The sequence below is a fragment of the Pseudomonas tremae genome (assembly GCF_023278125.1).
GTDB lineage: Bacteria > Pseudomonadota > Gammaproteobacteria > Pseudomonadales > Pseudomonadaceae > Aquipseudomonas > Aquipseudomonas tremae.
This window is the reverse complement of the sequence record NZ_CP066270.1, coordinates 2,892,270-2,912,548: the sequence shown is the minus strand read 5'-3', so window position 1 is coordinate 2,912,548 and position 20,279 is coordinate 2,892,270. Positions and strand designations below refer to the sequence as shown.

The window sequence follows — 20,279 nt, the reverse complement described above, 5'->3', positions numbered from 1 at the left end:
TGGTAAAGGCGCTTTGCTTGTAACGCAACTGTGCTTATTGTTCACCCTTCTGTTAGAACCCCCACCTGTAATGGTTGATTTATTCATGCAATCGTCTGGCTCCCGTAAATCCCGTCGCTGGTTGATCAGTCTATTGATCCTGCTGGTCGTTGTCGCCCTGTGCTGGTGGTTCTGGCCCGCAGCCACTTCCGGCAAGGGTGCCGAGAGCAAGAAGGCTGGTGCGGGCGGCATGGCACGTCCCGGCTTCGGTGCATCGGCGGTTGCGGTGCCGGTACGCGTCGCGCCAGTAACGCAGGGCGACTTTCCGATCTACTACAAGGCGCTCGGTACGGTAACGGCGATGAATACCATCAATGTGCGCAGCCGGGTGGCGGGGGAACTGGTCAAGCTCTACTTCCAGGAAGGGCAGATGGTCAAGGCAGGTGACTTGCTGGCGGAAATCGACCCGCGCAGCTATCAGGTCGCGTTGCTACAGGCCGAAGGTACGCTGGCGACCAATCAGGCGCTGCTCAAGAATGCTCAGCTTGATGTGAAGCGTTACCGTGACCTGTACGCCGAAGACAGTATTGCCAAACAGACACTGGACACGGCCGAGTCGCTGGTGAGTCAGTATCAGGGCACCATCAAGACCAATCAGGCTGCTGTGGCTGACGCAAAGTTGAGCCTGGATTTCACGCGTATTCGTGCGCCGATTGCAGGGCGTGTAGGCCTCAAACAGCTCGATGTCGGCAATCTGGTAGCTGCCAATGACACCACTGCGCTGGTCGTGATTACCCAGACTCAACCGATATCGGTAGCGTTCACGCTGCCGGAAAAGGATCTGTCAAAGGTCATTGCCCGCTATCGCACGGGTGACAAACTGCCTGTCGAAGCCTGGGACCGCGGCGATACGAAACTGCAAGCCACCGGCGTGCTTGCCAGCCTCGACAACCAGATCGACGTGGCGACCGGTACCCTGAAGTTCAAGGCGCGTTTCGATAACGGTGACGAAATCCTTTTCCCCAATCAGTTCGTCAACGTGCGGCTGCGGGCCGACACCCTGAAGCAGGCTGTTCTAGTGCCGACGGCGGCCGTGCAGTTCGGCACGGACGGCACTTTTGTGTATGTGCTCGACGGTGAAAAGAAGGTCAAACTCAAATTGCTCAAGACCGGCCCCAGTGATGAAACCTCTACGGTCATCACCGAGGGTCTGGCGGTCGGCGAGCGAGTCGTGCTGGAGGGTACCGATCGTCTGCGCGATGGCGCGGAAGTCGAAGTCGTCAACGACAGCAAGGATGTTCCGGCAGGCCCAGGGCAGAAGCTGCAAGGCAAGCCTGACAGCGGCGTCGACAAGTCGGCAGCGCTCGGTAAGGTGGAAAAACCAAACGTATGAACATGTCGCGCCTGTTCATCCTGCGCCCGGTCGCTACCACTCTCAGCATGCTGGCCATCGTACTGGCTGGCTTGATCGCCTATACCTTGCTGCCAGTGTCGGCGTTGCCCCAGGTTGATTATCCAACCATTCGCGTGATGACCCTGTACCCCGGCGCTAGCCCGCAGGTGATGACAAGCTCCGTGACCGCGCCACTGGAACGTCAGTTCGGACAAATGCCGGGCCTGACCCAGATGGCGTCCACCAGCTCTGGAGGCGCCTCGGTCATTACCTTGCGCTTCAGTCTTGAAATCAACATGGACGTGGCCGAGCAGCAGGTGCAGGCTGCGATCAACGCAGCCACCAATCTGTTGCCGACCGACCTTCCGGCACCTCCGGTATACAACAAGGTCAACCCGGCAGACACGCCGGTCCTGACCCTCGCGATCACCTCCAAAACCATGCTGTTGCCCAAACTCAATGACCTGGTCGATACGCGCATGGCGCAGAAGATCTCGCAGATCAGTGGTGTGGGCATGGTCAGCATCGCGGGCGGCCAGCGTCAGGCGGTAAGGATCAAGGTCAACCCCGAGGCCTTGGCAGCCAACAGTCTCAACCTGTCCGATGTCCGCACGCTGATCAGCGCCTCCAACGTGAATCAGCCCAAGGGTAACTTAGACGGTCCGACCCGGGTTTCCATGCTCGACGCCAATGATCAACTGAAATCCCCGGAGGAATACGCCAACCTGATCCTGGCCTACAAGAACGGCGCGCCGCTGCGACTGAAGGATGTGGCTGAAATCGTTGATGGTGCCGAGAATGAACGGCTGGCTGCCTGGGCCAACCGCAGTCAGGCGGTGCTGTTGAACATTCAGCGCCAGCCAGGCGCCAACGTGATTGATGTGGTCGACCGGATCAAGACACTGCTGCCCGGAATCACAGAAAACCTGCCGGCCGGCCTGGATGTCGTCGTGCTGACCGACCGCACGCAGACCATTCGTGCTTCCGTGACCGATGTTCAACACGAATTGTTGATCGCCATCGTGCTCGTGGTACTGGTCACGTTCCTGTTCCTGCGGCGTTTCAGCGCGACGATCATTCCTTCCATTGCCGTGCCGCTGTCGCTGGTCGGCACCTTCGGTGTGATGTATCTGGCCGGTTTCTCGGTCAACAACCTGACGCTGATGGCATTGACTATTGCGACCGGCTTCGTGGTCGATGACGCCATTGTGATGCTGGAAAACATCTCCCGGCACATTGAAGAGGGCGAGACGCCCATGCAGGCCGCGCTCAAGGGCGCCAAGCAGATCGGTTTCACCCTCATATCCCTGACCCTGTCGCTGATAGCGGTGCTTATCCCGCTGTTGTTCATGGCCGATGTGGTAGGGCGTCTGTTTCGCGAGTTCGCCATCACCCTGGCGGTCGCGATCCTGATATCGCTTGTGGTGTCGCTGACCCTGACACCGATGATGTGCGCGCGCCTGCTCAAGCGCGAGCCCAAGGAGGAGGACCAGAGCCGTTTTTACCGCGCCAGCGGCGCGTGGATCGACTGGTTGATCGATGTGTATGCAGGCAGGCTGCGTTGGGTACTCAAGCATCAGCCCCTGACTCTGCTGGTGGCCGTAGGCACTCTGGCGCTGACCGTGCTGCTCTATATCGCGGTGCCCAAGGGGTTCTTTCCGGTGCAGGACACCGGCGTGATTCAGGGCATTTCCGAAGCGCCGCAGTCGGTTTCGTTTGCAGCCATGAGCCAGCGTCAACAGGCCCTGGCGGACATCATCCTGAAAGACCCCGCGGTGGTCAGTCTGTCGTCCTACATCGGCGTCGATGGCGACAACGCAACACTCAACAGCGGCCGCCTGCTGATCAACCTCAAGCCCCACAGCGCCCGCGACCTTACCGCGAGCGAGGTGATTCAGCGCCTGCAACCGGAAGTCGACAAACTTTCGGATATTCGCCTGTTCATGCAGCCGGTGCAGGACCTGACCATCGAAGACCGGGTCAGCCGTACCCAGTATCAGTTCAGCATGTCTTCTCCCGATGCCGAGTTGCTGGCGACGTGGAGCGCGAAGCTGGTGGACGCGCTGGGCAAACGACCCGAGTTGACCGATGTAGCCAGCGACCTGCAGGACAAGGGCTTGCAGGTGTATCTGAACATTGATCGCGACGCAGCCAGCCGGGTAGGCGTTACTGTCGCCTCTATTACCGACGCACTGTACGACGCTTTTGGCCAGCGACAGATATCCACCATCTACACCCAGGCCAGTCAGTACCGGGTGGTGCTGCAGGCCGCATCGGCCAGTGAGCTGGGTCCTGAAGCGCTCGAGCAGATCCACGTCAAGACCACCGATGGCGCACAGGTAAAGCTGTCGAGCCTGGCTCGGGTGGAGCAGCGTCAGGCACAACTGGCCATTGCCCACCTCGGGCAGTTTCCGGCGGTCATGATGTCGTTCAACCTTGCGCCCGGTATCGCACTGGGCAAGGCGGTCGAAGTCATCGAGCAGGTTCAGCACGAAATAGGCATGCCGATTGGCGTTCAGACGCAGTTTCAGGGGGCCGCGGAAGCCTTTCAGGCATCGCTGTCCAGCACGCTGCTGCTGGTTCTGGCAGCGGTTGTAACCATGTACATCGTGCTGGGCGTGCTTTACGAGAGCTACATTCACCCGATTACAATACTTTCGACCCTGCCTTCGGCGGCGGTCGGTGCGTTACTGGCGCTGTTGATCAGCGGCAACGATCTGGGAATGATCGCTATCATCGGCATCATTCTGCTGATCGGCATCGTCAAGAAAAACGCCATCATGATGATCGACTTCGCGCTGGATGCGGAACGCAACCGGGGCGTGGCGCCCGAGAAAGCGATCTATGAAGCTGCACTGCTGCGCTTTCGGCCCATTCTGATGACCACGCTGGCTGCGCTGTTCGGTGCCATTCCGCTGATGCTGGCTAGCGGCTCCGGTGCCGAACTGCGTCAGCCGCTGGGTTTGGTGATGGTCGGGGGGTTGTTGCTCAGTCAGGTTCTGACGCTGTTTACCACACCTGTCATCTACCTTTACTTCGACCGTCTGGGCCGCCGCTGGAGTCGCAAGCCTGCCGGTCAGGACCGAATGGAGCGGGCTGACACATGAACCTGTCAGCGCCGTTTATCCGTCGCCCGGTGGCGACTGTACTGCTGAGCCTGGCGATTATGCTGCTGGGGGCCGTCAGCTTCCGCCTGCTGCCGGTGGCGCCTTTGCCGAACATGGACTTCCCGGTCATCGTGGTATCGGCGAGCCTTGCGGGTGCCAGTCCCGAAGTAATGGCCTCCACCGTGGCCACCCCACTCGAGCGTTCGCTGGGCAGCATTGCCGGGGTCAATACCATGACCAGCAATTCTAGCCAGGGAACGACTCGGATCATTCTGCAGTTCGATCTGGAACGCGACATAAACGGCGCGGCTCGTGAAGTCCAGGCGGCCATCAATGCTTCGCGCAACCTGCTGCCTAGTGGTATGCGCAGCATGCCCACCTACAAGAAGGTCAACCCGTCCCAAGCTCCGATCATGGTCCTGTCGATGACGTCGACGGTGCTTGAAAAGGGCCAGATGTACGACATCGCCTCGACCATCCTGTCACAGAGCCTGTCGCAGGTGCCCGGGGTAGGGGAAGTGCAGATCGGCGGCAGTTCGTTGCCTGCAGTGCGTATCGAACTTGAGCCGCAGATGCTGTCCCAGTACGGCATATCGCTTGACGATGTACGTACCGCCATCACCGGTTCCAACGTGCGGCGGCCCAAAGGCTTTGTTGAAGATCATCAGCACAACTGGCAGGTTCAGGCCAACGACCAGCTTGAAACCGCCAAGGACTATGCTCCGCTGATCATCCGCTACAAGGATGGCGCGACGCTGCGCCTGAAGGATGTCGCGAAAGTCAGCGACGCAGTGGAGGACCGTTACAACAGCGGCTTCTACAACAATGATCAGGCGGTGTTGCTGGTCGTGAACCGTCAGGCGGGTGCCAACATCATCGAGACCGTGGCGCAGATCAAGGCACAGTTGCCGGCCTTGCGCGCCGTGCTGCCTGCCAGTGTCAGTCTCAATATCGCCATGGACCGCTCGCCAGTGATCAAGGCGACGCTGCACGAGGCCGAAATGACACTACTGATCGCCGTGGTCCTGGTGGTCATGGTGGTCTTTCTGTTCCTCGGCAGTTTTCGGGCCTCGCTGATTCCCACCCTGGCGGTTCCCGTATCGCTGGTGGGCACCTTTGCGATCATGCACCTGTTCGGCTTTTCCCTGAACAACCTGTCGTTGATGGCCTTGATCCTCGCCACCGGGCTGGTGGTCGACGACGCCATTGTGGTGCTGGAAAACATTTCCAGGCACATACACAACGGTCTTGACCCCATGAAAGCAGCTTTTCTGGGGGCCAGGGAGGTGGGCTTCACCTTGCTGTCGATGAACGTTTCGCTGGTCGCGGTGTTCATTTCCATACTGTTCATGGGCGGACTGGTCGAAAGTCTGTTTCGCGAGTTTTCCATCACCTTGTCGGTAGCGATCATTGTCTCGCTGATTGTGTCCCTGACCCTGACCCCGATGTTGTGCGCGCGCTGGCTGAAGCCCCACGACGCGGCCGCAGAAAACGCCTTTCAGCGCTGGAGCGAACGCGTCAACGACCGCATGGTGGCAGGCTACGATCGCTCGCTGGGCTGGGTGCTGCGTCACCCGCGGCTGACGTTGCTCAGTCTGCTTATCACTGTCATCGTCAATGTCGCGCTGTATGTGGTAGTGCCCAAAACCTTTCTGCCACAGCAGGACACCGGGCAACTGATGGGCTTTGTGCGTGGCGATGACGGCCTGTCTTTTTCGGTCATGCAGCCAAAAATGGAAACCTTTCGCCGCTCGGTGCTGGCCGATCCTGCGGTGGAAAGTGTCGCCGGTTTCATCGGTGGCAGTGGCGGCACCAACAACGCGTTCATGATCGTGCGCCTCAAGCCGATCGGGGAGCGTAAGCTTTCTGCTGAAAAGGTGGTGGAACGCCTGCGCAAGAACATGCCGCATGTGCCGGGCGGCAGGCTGTTCCTGGCCCCGGATCAGGATCTGCAACTGGGCGGCGGACGCGAGCAGACCAGCTCGCAGTATCAATACATCGTGCAGAGTGCCGACCTTGCCAGCCTGCGCCAGTGGTACCCGAAAATCGTGGCGGCGCTCAAGTCGGTCCCGGAACTGACGGCCATCGATGCACGGGAAGGTCGCGGCGCGCAACAGGTCACTCTGGTAGTTAATCGCGACACAGCCAAACGGCTGGGTATCGACATGAACATGGTCACGGCGGTGCTCAACAATGCTTACAGTCAACGTCAGGTGTCGACCATCTATGACAGCCTCAACCAGTACAAGGTGGTCATGGAGGTCAGCCCCAAATACGCTCGGGACCCTGTGACCCTGGAGCAGGTTCAGGTGATCACCGCCGACGGGCAGCGCGTGCCGCTGTCGAGCATCGCCCATTACGAGCGTAGTCTGGCGAATGACCGGGTATCTCATGACGGTCAGTTCGCGGCCGAGAACATTTCCTTCGATCTGGCCGAGGGTGCCAGCCTCGACAAGGCGACAGTAGCTATAGAGCGGGCCATTGCCGCTATCGGTCTGCCGGCCGACATCATTTCGAAGATGGCTGGCACCGCCAACGCATTCGCCTCGACCCAGGAAAGCCAGCCGTGGATGATCCTCGGCTCGTTGCTGGCGGTGTATCTGGTGCTGGGGATCCTTTATGAAAGCTACATTCATCCGTTGACGATTCTCTCGACCCTGCCATCGGCGGGAGTTGGCGCACTGCTGACGATCTATGTGCTGGGCAGCGAATTCAGCCTGATCTCCCTGCTGGGGCTGTTTTTGCTGATCGGCGTGGTGAAGAAGAACGCCATCATGATGATCGACCTGGCGCTGCACCTGGAACGCGATCAGGGCATGACACCTCAGGACTCGATCCGCAGCGCTTGTCTGCAACGCCTGCGCCCGATTCTGATGACCACGATGGCGGCGATTCTCGGCGCCTTGCCGCTGCTGCTGAGCACCGCCGAAGGTGCCGAGATGCGCAAACCCCTGGGTTTGACGATCATTGGCGGGCTCATCTTCAGCCAGATTCTGACCCTCTATACCACTCCGGTGGTTTACCTTTATCTCGACCGTCTGCGCCATCGTTACAACAAATGGCGCGGCGTGCGTACCGATGCTGCTCTGGAAACCCCGCTATGACCGAACGCCTGGCATTCATATCCCGCCCGAAGGGGCTGATTCGTCCAATCGGGCTGGGGCTCTGCATCGTGCTGCTGAGTGCTTGCGCGGTCGGGCCGGACTACCAGAAGCCGTCAGCGGCAGCGCCCGTGCAGTTCAAGGCCGCCGCGGGCTGGCGTGCGGCCACGCCGAGTGATGCAATGGTCAAAGGCGCCTGGTGGGAGGTGTACGGAGACCCTCAATTGAACGCGCTGGTCGAGCGGCTCAATACCTCTAACCAGACCGTCGCTCAATACGACGCGCAGTATCGACAGGCGCAAGCGCTGGTGCGCAGTTCCAGAGGCGCATTCTTTCCGACTCTGGACCTGACCACCGGCAAGACCCGTTCAGGGCAGGGCACCGGTACATCGAATAGTGGCAACAGTGTGTCGGGCATCCGCAACAGTTATAACGCACAGCTCGGCGTCAGTTGGGAGGCGGATATCTGGGGCAAGTTGCGTCGCGGGCTTGAAGCCGACACTGCTAGCGCACAGGCGAGCCTTGCTGACCTGGCTGCCATGCGTCTTAGTCTGCAATCGGAGCTGGTACAGAACTATTTGCAGCTGCGGGTCATCGACGAGCAGAAGCGCCTGCTTGAATCCACTGTCGACGCCTATCAGCGCTCACTGAACCTGACCCGGAACCAGTACCGTGCAGGTATCTCGGGCAGTGATGCGGTGGCGCAAGCGCAGACTCAGTTGAAAAGCACCCAGGCCGACCTGATCGATCTGGCCTGGCAACGTGCCCAGTTCGAGAACGCCATTGGCGTGCTGATGGGGATGGCGCCAGCAGAGTTCAGTCTGGCCGCCACGACATCGATACCGCAATTACCGCAGATTCCACCCGGCCTGCCTTCCCAGCTGCTGGAGCGTCGACCTGATATCGCTGCCGCCGAGCGCTCGGTAATGGCCGCCAACGCCAACATCGGGGTTGCCAAGGCTGCGTACTATCCGGACTTCACCTTGAGCATGAGCGGTGGCTACAACAGCAGTACCTTCGCCAACTGGATCAGCCTGCCCAACCGTTTCTGGTCGGTAGGACCGCAGCTGGCAATGACCCTGTTCGATGGCGGACGGCGGACGGCGGAGGTCGACCGCTCCGAGGCCGTCTACGACCAGACCGTTGCTCAGTATCGGCAAACGGTTCTCAACGGTTTTCAGGAGGTAGAAAACTACCTTATACAGCTCAAGGTATACGAGCAGGAGGCTGCCGTGCGCCAAGAGGCGCTGGTTTCCGCCAGAGACTCGTTGCGCTTGACCAGTAACCAGTACAAAGCCGGACTGATCGGCTATCTGGATGTCGTCAACGTCCAGGCCACTGCACTTAGCAATGAGCGCAGTGTGCTGAGCGTGTTACAAAGCAGGCTGATTGCAAGTGTTCAGTTGATTGCCGCATTGGGCGGTGGCTGGGATGCAGACAGTGGCCTGACGCTTAGAGAGTAAGTTTTAAAGCGCCGCGGACGACTTTCTTCGACGTAGCGCTCATAAATACAAAATTAATGGCGTTTAGCCATCCTTTTAGACCAGGTGCCGCGACATTTGGTGGCTATTGCGTACAATCGTCCGCAAGATCGGCATGGACGCGCTCATTGGGCCCCAGGTGCGTTTATGTTGATTGGCAGTTATACCCCCTCGCTTGTCATGATCTCCGTCGTTGTTGCGGTACTAGCGTCCTATATCTCACTCGATCTTGCCGGGCGAATCGTCTCTGCCAACGGCAAGACATTGTATGTGTGGATCGCAGGCGGTGCGTTCGCAATGGGCGTCGGTATGTGGTCCGTGCATTTCATCGGCATGTCGGCGTTCGCGCTGCCGTTCGAGCTGGCGTATGACATTGCGCTGCTGTTGTGTTCTCTGGTAATCGGAATCCTGTCATCCGGATTTGCGTTGTGGCTGGTGAGCCAGCGGCAGCTGACCGCACTGCCGCTGTGCTTGGGCGCACTGCTGCTCGGTCTCGGTATCAGCTCGATGCATTACATCGCCATGGCCGCAATGCGCATGCAGCCTGCCATCGAGTACGACACGGGATGGCTGATCCTGTCTCTGATCATTGCCGTCCTGGCATCGGCCGCCGGCTTGAGGATGGGCTTCATGCTTCGCCAGCAACGACCGCGCGTCTATCTGGCTCGAACTGCAGCAGCGGTGGTGCTTGGTGTGGCCATCGTCGGCATGCATTACACCGGCATGGCCGCTGCCCACTTTGCCGATGGCAGCTTCTGCGGGGCATGGAGCAGCGGTGTGAGTGCGGATGATCTCAACCCCCTTGTACTCGTCACCAGCCTGGCAGTGCTGAGTATCACCTTGCTGACCTGCCTTCTTGACTCCCACCTGGAGGCGCGCACTGCGGTGCTCGCGAATTCGCTGACTCAGGCGAACCTGGAACTGACCCACTTGGCCTTGCACGACAAACTGACAGGTTTGCCGAATCGCGTGCTGCTGACCGACCGTATAGAGCATGCGATGCAGAAGACCCGGGAGCAGGGCGGCTGTTTTGCGCTGATGTTCATGGATCTGGACGGTTTCAAACCGGTCAATGATGCTTTTGGCCATCATGTCGGCGACTTGCTGCTGCGACAGGTGGCGATGCGGCTGCGCGAGAACCTGCATCGCGAGGACACGCTTGCGCGGGTCGGGGGCGATGAGTTCGTGCTGCTGGTCGAGCTGAACGATCCCCAGGAAGCAACGTTGGTCGCTGCACGCCAGGTCAGCGTGATCAGTCATCCCTTCGAAATAGGCGGGCATCAACTGCAGATTTCGTTGAGCATCGGTATCTGCGTCTATCCTGGCAATGGCGTGACGCAGCACGAACTGCTGGTCAACGCCGATGCGGCCATGTACCACACCAAGGCAGCGGGCAAGAACGGTTTCAGTTGTTTCGATGCCTCGATGAACAGCAATGCACTCAACCAGCTTCAGCTGTCGCAGGACTTGCGCGTGGCACTCAAGCAGAAGCATTTCTGTCTGTACTACCAACCCAAATTCGACGCATTGAGCGGTTTGCCGGTCGGGGCAGAGGCGCTGTTGCGCTGGAACCATCCGCAACGCGGTCTGCTGGGCCCGGACCTGTTCATCGGTTTGGCCGAGAAGACCGGCCTGATCATCCAGATCGGCGAATGGGTGCTGGACGAAGCCTGTAGACAGATGCGCGAATGGTACACCCAGGGTTACCCTCACTGGCGCATATCGGTGAACCTGTCGGCCTTGCAGTTCTGCCATTCCGGGCTGGTCACGGCAGTAGCTGACACCCTGGACCGCCATCAGCTTCCGGCCAACTGTCTGACGCTGGAAATTACCGAGACCACCGCCATGCATGACGCTGATGTCAGCCTGGCAGTGCTGAAAAGGCTTTCGGAGATGGACGTTGACCTGTCGATCGATGATTTCGGTACGGGTTACTCCAGCCTGATGTATCTCAAGCGGCTACCGGCCAATGAAATCAAGATCGATCGAGGGTTCGTGCGTGATCTTGAGCACGACACCGACGACGCTGCCATCGTGTCGGCCATCGTCGCCGTAGGCCAGGCATTGAACCTGCGAATCGTCGCCGAAGGCGTGGAAACCGCTGTGCAGCAGCGCTTTCTGACCCACCTGGGCTGCCACGCTCTGCAAGGCTTCCTGCTCGGTCACCCTTTGCCTGCGCAGCAGTTTCTCGACGAGATCCGGGCAACCGAAGCCAAGGGCGCCTCCGGTGTTGACGATGGCAGGCAGAGGTTTTCTGACACGCTTTGATGGCGCTGGATGACAAAGGCTGGCACGATCAGCGGCGTCTGGCGAACGTGCAGGTGTCCACTGCGCCTCAACGCCGGCTTCAGAAAAAATACGAGAAAGTCCATGGAAAAAGTCCTCATCATCACCGGCGGTTCGCGCGGGATCGGCGCCGCCACTGCGCGTCTTGCCGCCTCTCAGGGCTACCGGATCTGTATCAACTACCTGTCCGACCACGCCTCGGCGGAAAAGACCGCCGGGCAGGTCAGAGCGCTGGGCGCGCACGCGATCACCGTGCAGGCCGACGTCAGCAACGAAGACGAAATAATGCGGCTGTTTGCCAGAGTCGACTCGGAACTTGGTCATGTCACTCATCTGGTCAACAACGCAGGCACTCTGGCCCAGGCTTCGAGGGTCGAGGATATGTCCGAGTTTCGCATGCTCAAGATGATGATGAACAACGTGGTCGGCCCCATGTTGTGCAGTAAACACGCCCTGCTGCGCATGCTGCCTCGACATGGCGGGCACGGTGGGAGCATCGTCAATGTGTCCTCGCTGGCCTCGCGACTGGGTTCGGCTGGCGAGTACGTTGATTACGCCGCCTCCAAAGGCGCGCTGGACACCTTCACCATCGGGCTGTCCAAAGAAGTGGCGGGGGAGAACATTCGTGTCAATGCAGTCAGGCCGGGCTTTATCTTTACTGACTTTCACGCCCTAAGCGGCGATCCGTTCCGCGTCAGCAAGCTGGAGGGGGCATTGCCAATGGGCCGTGGCGGCACCGCAGAAGAAGTGGCCGAAGCCATCCTCTGGCTGCTGTCGGACAAAGCGTCCTATACGACGGGCACGTTCATCGATGTGGCGGGAGGGCGCTGAGGGCGCCTGTGCTTTAAAACACAGGCACCATCAGGCACTGCCTTATACGGCTCACACCACGACGGGCGGCGCATTGGCTGGCGGGTCGCCCACGGGAGTTTCGTTGGGGGGAGGTGTCGATGGAGGCGGTTTCTGCTCAGGCGGCGGATCAGGCAGGATGGGCTCATCGATGTTCGGCTCTGGCACTTCTGTCGGGTTGGGTAACGTCATGGCATCAGCCTCCTTGTGGGTGCAGCTTTCGACTGCCGCTGCGTATTGATGATTCAATCGTTTTACCTATCGCACTTGCTCACCGATTTCCCGAGCGCACTTCGCTCGCACCTTGACCCCACACCTCGACACACCGGTCAAACAACCGTAAAACCTTTGAACTTTACTTTCGTTGACAGCTCGGAACCTAGGCAGCTGAATTAGATCATCTGCTGCCATACCGTCAATTTTTCCATTGCATGGAATGCACAGGAGCGTCCTTGGGGCGTGAGGAGTGATGCTCGATGAATGAACAGCCATACGGTCCGGATTCTCTGGCCACCGATGTCCCGCACCCAACCCTTCCTTTGTCTCTTACCCAAGCGCTGCAATTGCCGCGCATCGTGATCGAAGACACGTCGCCGGTCATTGACGGTGGGCTGTTTGCGGCGAAGGCAATCACCGGGCAAGCGGTTACGGTCACCAGCAAGGTCTACGCCGATGGGCATGACAAGATGGCGGTCAACATTCGCTGGCGCGCTGCAGATGAAGAACACTGGCACACGGCCCCCATGCACGAATTGGGCAACGACAGCTGGGTCGGTGAGTTCACCCCGACATCTGTCTGCCGTCATGTGTTTCGCCTTGAAGCCTGGATCGACCAATTTGGCAGCTATCGCTACGAACTGGAAAAGAAGTTCGGCGCCGGTGTGTCCATCGAACTGGAGCTGGAAGAAGGGCGTATTCATCTGGTGCATGCTGCAGAGCGCAGTCAGGGTGAACAGCGTCAGCACATCGAAGACCTGGTAGGGCGGCTTGAAAAATCCGACAACGACGAGAAGGTAGCGCTGCTGTTGCACAGCGACACCGCGAACCTGATGAAGCAGGCCGACAATCAGGCGTTTTTGAGCCGCAGCGTGGAGTTCCCGCTGAATGTCGAGCGCGAGCTGGCGCAGTTCGCCAGTTGGTATGAGTTGTTTCCGCGTTCGATGACAGACGACAAGGCACGTCACGGTACTTTCAACGACGTCCACTCGCGTCTGCCGATGATTCGCGACATGGGTTTCGACGTGCTGTATTTCCCGCCGATCCACCCGATCGGCCGCGCCCACCGCAAGGGGCCTAACAACTCTCTGACTGCAGGCCCTGATGATCCGGGCAGCCCGTATGCAATCGGCAGTGAAGATGGCGGCCATGAAGCCATCCATCCGCAGTTGGGCAGTCGCGAAGACTTCCGCAACCTGGTCAAGGCTGCAGCTGATCACGGTCTTGAGATCGCCCTGGATTTTGCCATTCAGTGCTCACAGGACCACCCTTGGCTCAAGCAGCACCCGGGCTGGTTCTCGTGGCGTCCGGACGGCACCATTCGTTATGCAGAAAACCCGCCGAAAAAGTATCAGGACATCGTCAACGTCGATTTCTATGCCCCCGATGCCACTCCAGGCCTGTGGCTTGAACTGCGTGACATCGTGCTGGGCTGGGTCAAGGAAGGCGTGAAGATTTTCCGCGTCGACAACCCACACACCAAGCCGTTGCCGTTCTGGCAGTGGATGATCGGGGAAGTGCGCAGCCAGCACCCTGAAGTGATGTTCCTGGCCGAAGCGTTCACCAAGCCAGCGATGATGGCGCGCTTGGGCAAGGTCGGCTACACCCAGAGCTACACCTACTTTACCTGGCGAAACACCAAGGCCGAGTTGTCGGAATACTTCACTGAACTCAACGACGTGCCGTGGCGCGATTGCTATCGCCCGAACTTCTTCGTCAACACACCGGATATCAATCCGCGCTTCCTGCACGATTCCGGCCGGGCCGGGTTCTTGATCCGTGCTGCGCTTGCGACCATGGGTTCAGGCCTGTGGGGCATGTACTCAGGGTTCGAATTGTGTGAAGCGGCACCGATCCCCGGTAAAGAAGAATATCTGGACTCGGAGAAGTACGAGATCCGCGTTCGTGACTATGCCGAGCCCGGCAACATCATCGCCGAAATAGCTCAGCTCAACCGCATTCGCAGACAGAACCCGGCGCTGCAGACCCACTTGGGCTTGAAGCTGTACAACGCCTGGAATGACAACATTCTGTACTTTGGCAAGCGTTCTGCCGATGGCAGCAACTTTGTTCTGGTGGCCATCAATCTTGATCCGCACAACGCGCAGGAAGCGGATTTTGAGTTGCCTCTTTGGGAAATGGGCCTGGCCGACGATGCCGCGACCTCTGGCGAAGACTTGATGACCGGTCATCGCTGGACCTGGTATGGCAAGTACCAGCACACGCGTCTCGACCCTTCGCAACCTTTCGGAATCTGGCGTATCCAGGCCTCGCAGTAATACTCCCAAGGAGTCAGCAATGGCTAAGAAACCCGGTGAAGCGACATTTATCAAAGACCCGCTCTGGTACAAGGATGCGGTGATTTATCAGGTCCATGTGAAATCGTTTTTCGATGCCAATAACGACGGCATTGGCGATTTTGCAGGCCTGATTGAAAAGCTTGATTACATCGCTGCTCTAGGCGTCAACACGATCTGGCTTTTGCCGTTCTATCCGTCGCCGCGCCGGGATGATGGCTACGACATTTCCGAATACCGGGACGTCCACGACGACTACGGCACGATGGCCGACGCCAAGCGCTTTATTGCCCAGGCGCACAAGCGTGGCCTGCGGGTGATCAGCGAACTGGTCATCAATCACACGTCGGACCAGCACCCCTGGTTTCAGAAAGCCCGCAATGCCAAGCCTGGCTCCAAGGCGCGGGACTTCTACGTCTGGTCAGATACCGATCAGAAATACGACGGAACGCGGATCATCTTTCTGGACACCGAAACCTCGAACTGGACCTGGGATCCGGTGGCGGGGCAGTATTTCTGGCACCGTTTCTATTCCCATCAGCCCGACCTGAACTTCGACAACCCGCACGTCCTGGAAGCGGTACTTGAAGTCATGCGCTTCTGGCTGGACCTGGGCATCGACGGTCTGCGGCTGGATGCCATCCCGTATCTGATCGAGCGTGATGGCACCAACAACGAGAACCTGCCGGAGACCCATCAGGTGCTCAAACGCATTCGTGCCGAGATCGACGCGAACTATCCGGACCGCATGCTGCTGGCCGAGGCGAATCAGTGGCCGGAAGACACGCAACTGTATTTCGGCGACAGCAAAGGGCCGGACGGTGACGAATGTCACATGGCGTTTCACTTCCCCTTGATGCCGCGCATGTATATGGCATTGGCGCAGGAAGACCGCTTTCCGATCACCGACATCTTGCGCCAGACGCCGGAGATTCCGGAAAACTGCCAATGGGCGATTTTCCTGCGTAACCACGATGAGCTGACCCTCGAAATGGTTACTGACCGTGAACGGGATTACCTGTGGAATTATTACGCCGCCGATCGCCGCGCGCGTATCAACCTGGGCATTCGCCGCCGACTGGCGCCACTCGTTGATCGTGATCGCCGTCGCGTCGAGTTGCTCAACAGCATGCTGCTGTCGATGCCGGGTACACCAACCCTGTACTACGGCGATGAGATCGGCATGGGCGACAACATTTACCTGGGCGACCGGGACGGTGTGCGCACGCCGATGCAATGGTCCATCGACCGCAATGGCGGGTTCTCGCGTGCCGATCCGGCCAGCCTTGTGCTGCCGCCGATCATGGACCCGATGTATGGCTTTCAGTCAGTCAACGTCGAGAGTCAAGAGCGCGACCCGCATTCGCTGCTGAACTGGAACCGGCGCATGCTGGCTGTGCGCAAGCAGCAGAAGGCGTTTGGCCGCGGCACGCTGAAAATGCTCTCGCCGTCGAATCGGCGAATTCTTGCCTATACCCGCGAATACACCGCTCCCGATGGTCACAACGAGATCGTGTTGTGTGTCGCCAACATGTCCAGCGCTGCGCAAGCGGCCGAGCTGGAACTGTCTGCTTACGCGGGCACGGTTCCGGTAGAGATGCTCGGCGGCAGTGCGTTTCCGCCTATCGGTCAGTTGAGCTATCTACTCACGCTCCCACCGTATGGTTTTTATTGGTTTCTATTGGCTCCGGAGAATCAAATGCCCAGTTGGCACATTGAACCCGCGCAAAGCATGCCGGACTTTCCGACCCTGGTGCTTAAAAAGCATCTTGAAGAATTGCTCGACGAGCCGCTGCGCGGCACCATGGAAAACACCTCGCTGGCTAATTACTTGCCCAAACGCCGCTGGTTCGGTGGCAAGGACAAGCCCATCGAGCAGGTCAAGGTCGCCTACGCAGTACGCTTTGGCGACGAAGCTCATCCGGTTTTGCTCAGCGAGATCGAGGTTACGGCAGATGGCCAGACCGAGCGTTATCAGTTGCCATTCGGTCTGTTGGCCGAAGACGACATCAGTAGCGCACTGCCGCAACAACTGGCGCTCGCCAGGGTTCGCCGCAACCGCGATGTCGGCCTGATCACCGATGGCTTCACGCTGGAAACCTTCATTCGTGCAGTCATTCAAGGCATGCAGTCGGACACCGTGATTCCGTGTGCCGATGGTGAGCTGCGTTTTGAACAAAGTTCGCAGCTGGTACCGTTGGGTCTGAACAACGAGTCGGAAGTTCGCTATCTGTCCGCCGAGCAGTCCAACAGCTCGGTGGTGGTAGGCAGCAGCCTGGTACTCAAGCTGATCCGCAAGGTCAGTGCCGGGACGCACCCTGAGCTGGAGATGGGCGCCTTCCTGACTCAGGCCGGTTTCAAGAATATTTCGCCACTGCTGGGATCGCTGGTGCGCGTCGGTAACGACGGCAAGCCGAATCTTTTGATGATTGCTCAAGGCTATCTGAGCAATCAGGGCGATGCTTGGGAATGGACGCAGAACAACCTCGAACGTGCGGTCCGCGACGAGCTGGCGCATGGCGTGTCTGGCCAGGAACAGCATTACAACGCCCTGCTGGAGCTCGCGGACTTTTCACGCAGCCTGGGCCAGCGCCTGGGTGAAATGCACCAGATCCTCGCCGCGCCTACTGATAACCCGGACTTTGCCGTTGAAGTCACCAGCGCACCGGATAGCAAGGCCTCTGCTGCCAGCGTCAACGCTCAGCTTGAGCGCGCGTTACATTTGCTCGAGCAGCGCAAGGGCGATCTGGAAAAAGACGATCAGCAGCTGGTCAGTGATTTGCTGGCGCATCGCAAGCAGATTCGTCAGCGCATCGACACCCTTGCCAAACGCTCTGCCGGCGGCCTGCGTATCCGCGTACATGGTGACCTGCACCTGGGGCAGGTACTGGTGGTCAAGGGCGATGCCTACCTGATCGATTTCGAAGGGGAGCCGGCTCGTGCGCTTGAAGAGCGTCGCGCCAAGCACAGCCCTTTCAAGGATGTGAGTGGGGTGCTTCGCTCCTTCGACTATGCGGCGGCGATGGCCGTACGCAGTGCGCAAAGTGTCGACACATCGCCGGAAGCGGCAGCGGCGCGCAAGCGTGTCGCCGAAACTTACCTGTCGCAGGCCCGCGCCGCCTTCATCGAAGGCTATCGCTCGGCAACCACCGAGATGGCCCATGCCTGGAAGGATGCAAAAGGGGAGGACGCTGCACTGGAGCTGTTCACCCTGGAAAAAGCCGCTTATGAAGTGATCTACGAAGCCGAGAATCGCCCAGCATGGCTGGCTGTTCCCTTGCAAGGCTTGCGTGGGTTGCTGCAACCGTCTGATGGAGAGCCAATATGAATGCGCCTGAAAAAACCGCCAAGGGTCGCCGCGCGATCCCCGCTGCCGTGGATCTGGATGCGCTGATCCGTGCTGAACATCGTGACCCGTTTTCGATCCTGGGTCCGCATGGCGATGGTGAAAGCGGTCAGTTTGTCCGTGCCTATCTGCCCGGCGCCCTGAGCGCACGCCTGCTGGCAAGGGATGACGGTAGAGAACTTGGCGAAATGGAGATGAGCGAGGTCCCGGGTTTTTTCGTGGGGCATCTCGAGCAGCCGCAGCCTTACCTGCTGAAAATAAATTGGGCCGGCGGTGAGCAAATCACCGAAGACCCTTACAGCTTCGCCCCGTTGTTGGGCGAAATGGACTTGTACCTGTTTGCCGAAGGCAATCACCGTGATCTGAGCAGCTGCCTAGGTGCGCAAGTGACCACGGTTGATGGCGTCGCCGGTGTGCGTTTTGCCGTCTGGGCGCCAAACGCGCGCCGTGTGTCTGTGGTCGGCAGCTTCAACAGCTGGGACGGCCGACGTCACCCGATGCGTTTGCGGCATCCCACTGGGGTATGGGAGATATTTGTCCCGCGCCTGCAGCCGGGAGAGGTTTACAAATATGAAATCCTGGGTGCCCACGGAATTTTGCCGCTCAAGAGCGACCCGATGGCACTCGCTACCACGCTGCCGCCTGACACTGCGTCGAAAATTTCCGCGCCGTTGCAGTTCGAGTGGCATGACGATGAGTGGCTGAAATCGCGCGAGGGACGCCACGCAGTCACGGCGCCGATGTCGATCTACGAGCTGCATGCCGGCTCCTGGCGCATGGAGCAGAACGAAGAAGGTCAATGGCGTCAGTTCAATTGGCGTGAACTCGCGGACCAATTGATCCCTTACGTCAAGAAACTCGGTTTTACCCATATCGAGCTGATGCCGATCATGGAGCACCCGTTTGGTGGCTCGTGGGGCTACCAGTTACTGGCCCAGTTCGCGCCGACGGCACGCTACGGTTCACCTGAAGACTTCGCAGCATTTGTAAATGCCTGCCACCAAGCAGAAATCGGCGTCATCCTCGACTGGGTGCCTGCGCACTTTCCGACCGATACGCACGGGTTGGCGCAGTTCGATGGCACTGCTCTGTATGAGTACGTGGACCCTAAGGAAGGCTTCCACCAAGACTGGAACACGCTGATTTACAACCTGGGCCGTACTGAGGTTCATGGCTTCATGCTGGCCTCGGCACTGCACTGGCTCAAGCATTACCACATCGACGGCCTGCGGGTGGATGCCGTGGCTTCGATGTTGTATCGCGACTATTCGCGCAAGGCTGGCGAGTGGGTGCCGAATCGGCATGGCGGCCGCGAAAACCTTGAAGCGATCGATTTTCTGCGTCACCTCAATGACGTTGTTGCGCTGGAAGCACCGGGCACGATGGTCATTGCCGAAGAGTCCACTGCATGGCCCGGTGTCAGCAGGCCGACCCAGGAAGGCGGTCTCGGGTTCAATTACAAGTGGAACATGGGCTGGATGAACGATTCGCTTCGCTACATGGAGCAGGATCCTATCCACCGTGAGCACCACCACGGCGAATTGACGTTCAGCCTGGTGTACGCCTATTCGGAACGTTTCGTGCTGCCGATCTCGCACGATGAAGTGGTCCACGGCAAGCATTCGCTGATCGACAAGATGCCTGGCGACCATTGGCAGAAGTTCGCCAATCTGCGTGCGTACTTGTCCTTCATGTGGACTCATCCGGGCAAGAAGCTGCTGTTCATGGGCTGCGAGTTCGGTCAATGGCGTGAATGGGACCACGATCGGGAGCTTGACTGGTATTTGCTGCAGTATGCCGAGCATGTCGGCGTCAAACAGCTGGTCACTGACCTGAACAAGCTATACCGCGATGAAAGGGCGCTGCATGAACTCGACTCCGATCCGGCCGGTTTCCAGTGGCTGATCGGTGACGACAAGGCCAATAGCGTATTTGCCTACCTGCGCAAGGGCCGCGAAGGCGACCCGGTTCTGGTGGTGGTCAACATGACACCAGTGCCACGTATGGGCTACCGCGTCGGCGTGCCTGTGCAGGGCGCCTGGACAGAGCTGCTGAACAGCGATTCCGGAACGTACGCAGGCTCCAACTTAGGTAACGGCGGTGAGGTGATCAGCGAAGACGAGCCTGCTCATGGCCTGTCGGCGTCCGTTACTCTGAACTTGCCACCACTTGCTGTGCTGATTCTAAAGCCTGCAAACAACTGAGTAAGGTCGGACCTGGCACG

10 protein-coding genes are annotated in these 20,279 nt (G+C 59.1%); 9 read left to right on the top strand and 1 reads right to left on the bottom strand.

Features of this window, described 5'->3' with window-relative positions:
- The first annotated feature begins 70 nt into the window (after positions 1–70).
- From I9H09_RS13210 to I9H09_RS13185, 6 genes are all read left to right on the top strand, one after another.
- On the top strand, positions 71–1,372 hold the full coding sequence (locus I9H09_RS13210) for an MdtA/MuxA family multidrug efflux RND transporter periplasmic adaptor subunit (RefSeq protein WP_024671496.1): 1,302 nt from the start codon (positions 71–73) through the stop codon (positions 1,370–1,372).
- Positions 1,369–4,479, top strand: a complete 3,111-nt coding sequence (locus I9H09_RS13205; protein ID WP_236502343.1) for an MdtB/MuxB family multidrug efflux RND transporter permease subunit — start codon at positions 1,369–1,371, stop codon at positions 4,477–4,479. Before I9H09_RS13210 ends, I9H09_RS13205 begins: the two co-directional genes overlap by 4 nt.
- Positions 4,476–7,583: an efflux RND transporter permease subunit gene (locus I9H09_RS13200; protein ID WP_122346607.1), complete on the top strand. Its 3,108-nt coding sequence runs from the start codon at positions 4,476–4,478 to the stop codon at positions 7,581–7,583. The genes I9H09_RS13205 and I9H09_RS13200 overlap by 4 nt, the downstream gene beginning before the upstream one ends.
- A complete protein-coding gene (locus tag I9H09_RS13195; RefSeq protein WP_236502344.1) occupies positions 7,580–9,043 on the top strand; it encodes an efflux transporter outer membrane subunit in 1,464 nt (487 codons plus the stop codon). The genes I9H09_RS13200 and I9H09_RS13195 overlap by 4 nt, the downstream gene beginning before the upstream one ends.
- Positions 9,044–9,208: 165 nt before the next feature.
- A complete protein-coding gene (locus I9H09_RS13190; RefSeq protein ID WP_024690034.1) occupies positions 9,209–11,329 on the top strand; it encodes a putative bifunctional diguanylate cyclase/phosphodiesterase in 2,121 nt (706 codons plus the stop codon).
- A 102-nt stretch (positions 11,330–11,431) separates the two neighbouring features.
- Entirely contained in the window at positions 11,432–12,178 is a 747-nt protein-coding gene (locus I9H09_RS13185) for an SDR family oxidoreductase (RefSeq protein ID WP_236502345.1), read from the top strand.
- A 51-nt stretch (positions 12,179–12,229) separates the two neighbouring features.
- Here the strand turns inward: I9H09_RS13185 and I9H09_RS13180 are convergent, their stop codons facing one another.
- Positions 12,230–12,388, bottom strand: a complete 159-nt coding sequence (locus I9H09_RS13180; protein WP_122311794.1) for a hypothetical protein — start codon at positions 12,386–12,388, stop codon at positions 12,230–12,232.
- A 284-nt stretch (positions 12,389–12,672) separates the two neighbouring features.
- Between I9H09_RS13180 and I9H09_RS13175 the strand changes: the two genes are divergently transcribed.
- Genes I9H09_RS13175 through glgB form a run of 3 tightly spaced genes read left to right on the top strand, consistent with a single transcriptional unit; the run spans position 12,673 to position 20,259 of the window.
- On the top strand, positions 12,673–14,691 hold the full coding sequence (locus I9H09_RS13175) for an alpha-1,4-glucan--maltose-1-phosphate maltosyltransferase (protein WP_122346606.1): 2,019 nt from the start codon (positions 12,673–12,675) through the stop codon (positions 14,689–14,691).
- Between the two features lie 19 nt (positions 14,692–14,710).
- Complete coding sequence (treS, locus tag I9H09_RS13170; RefSeq protein WP_122325059.1) at positions 14,711–18,037, top strand: maltose alpha-D-glucosyltransferase; 3,327 nt, start codon at positions 14,711–14,713, stop codon at positions 18,035–18,037.
- Positions 18,034–20,259, top strand: coding sequence for a 1,4-alpha-glucan branching protein GlgB (gene glgB, locus I9H09_RS13165; RefSeq protein ID WP_054998337.1), 2,226 nt, complete (start codon positions 18,034–18,036; stop codon positions 20,257–20,259). The genes treS and glgB overlap by 4 nt, the downstream gene beginning before the upstream one ends.
- The last annotated feature ends 20 nt before the right edge of the window (positions 20,260–20,279 follow it).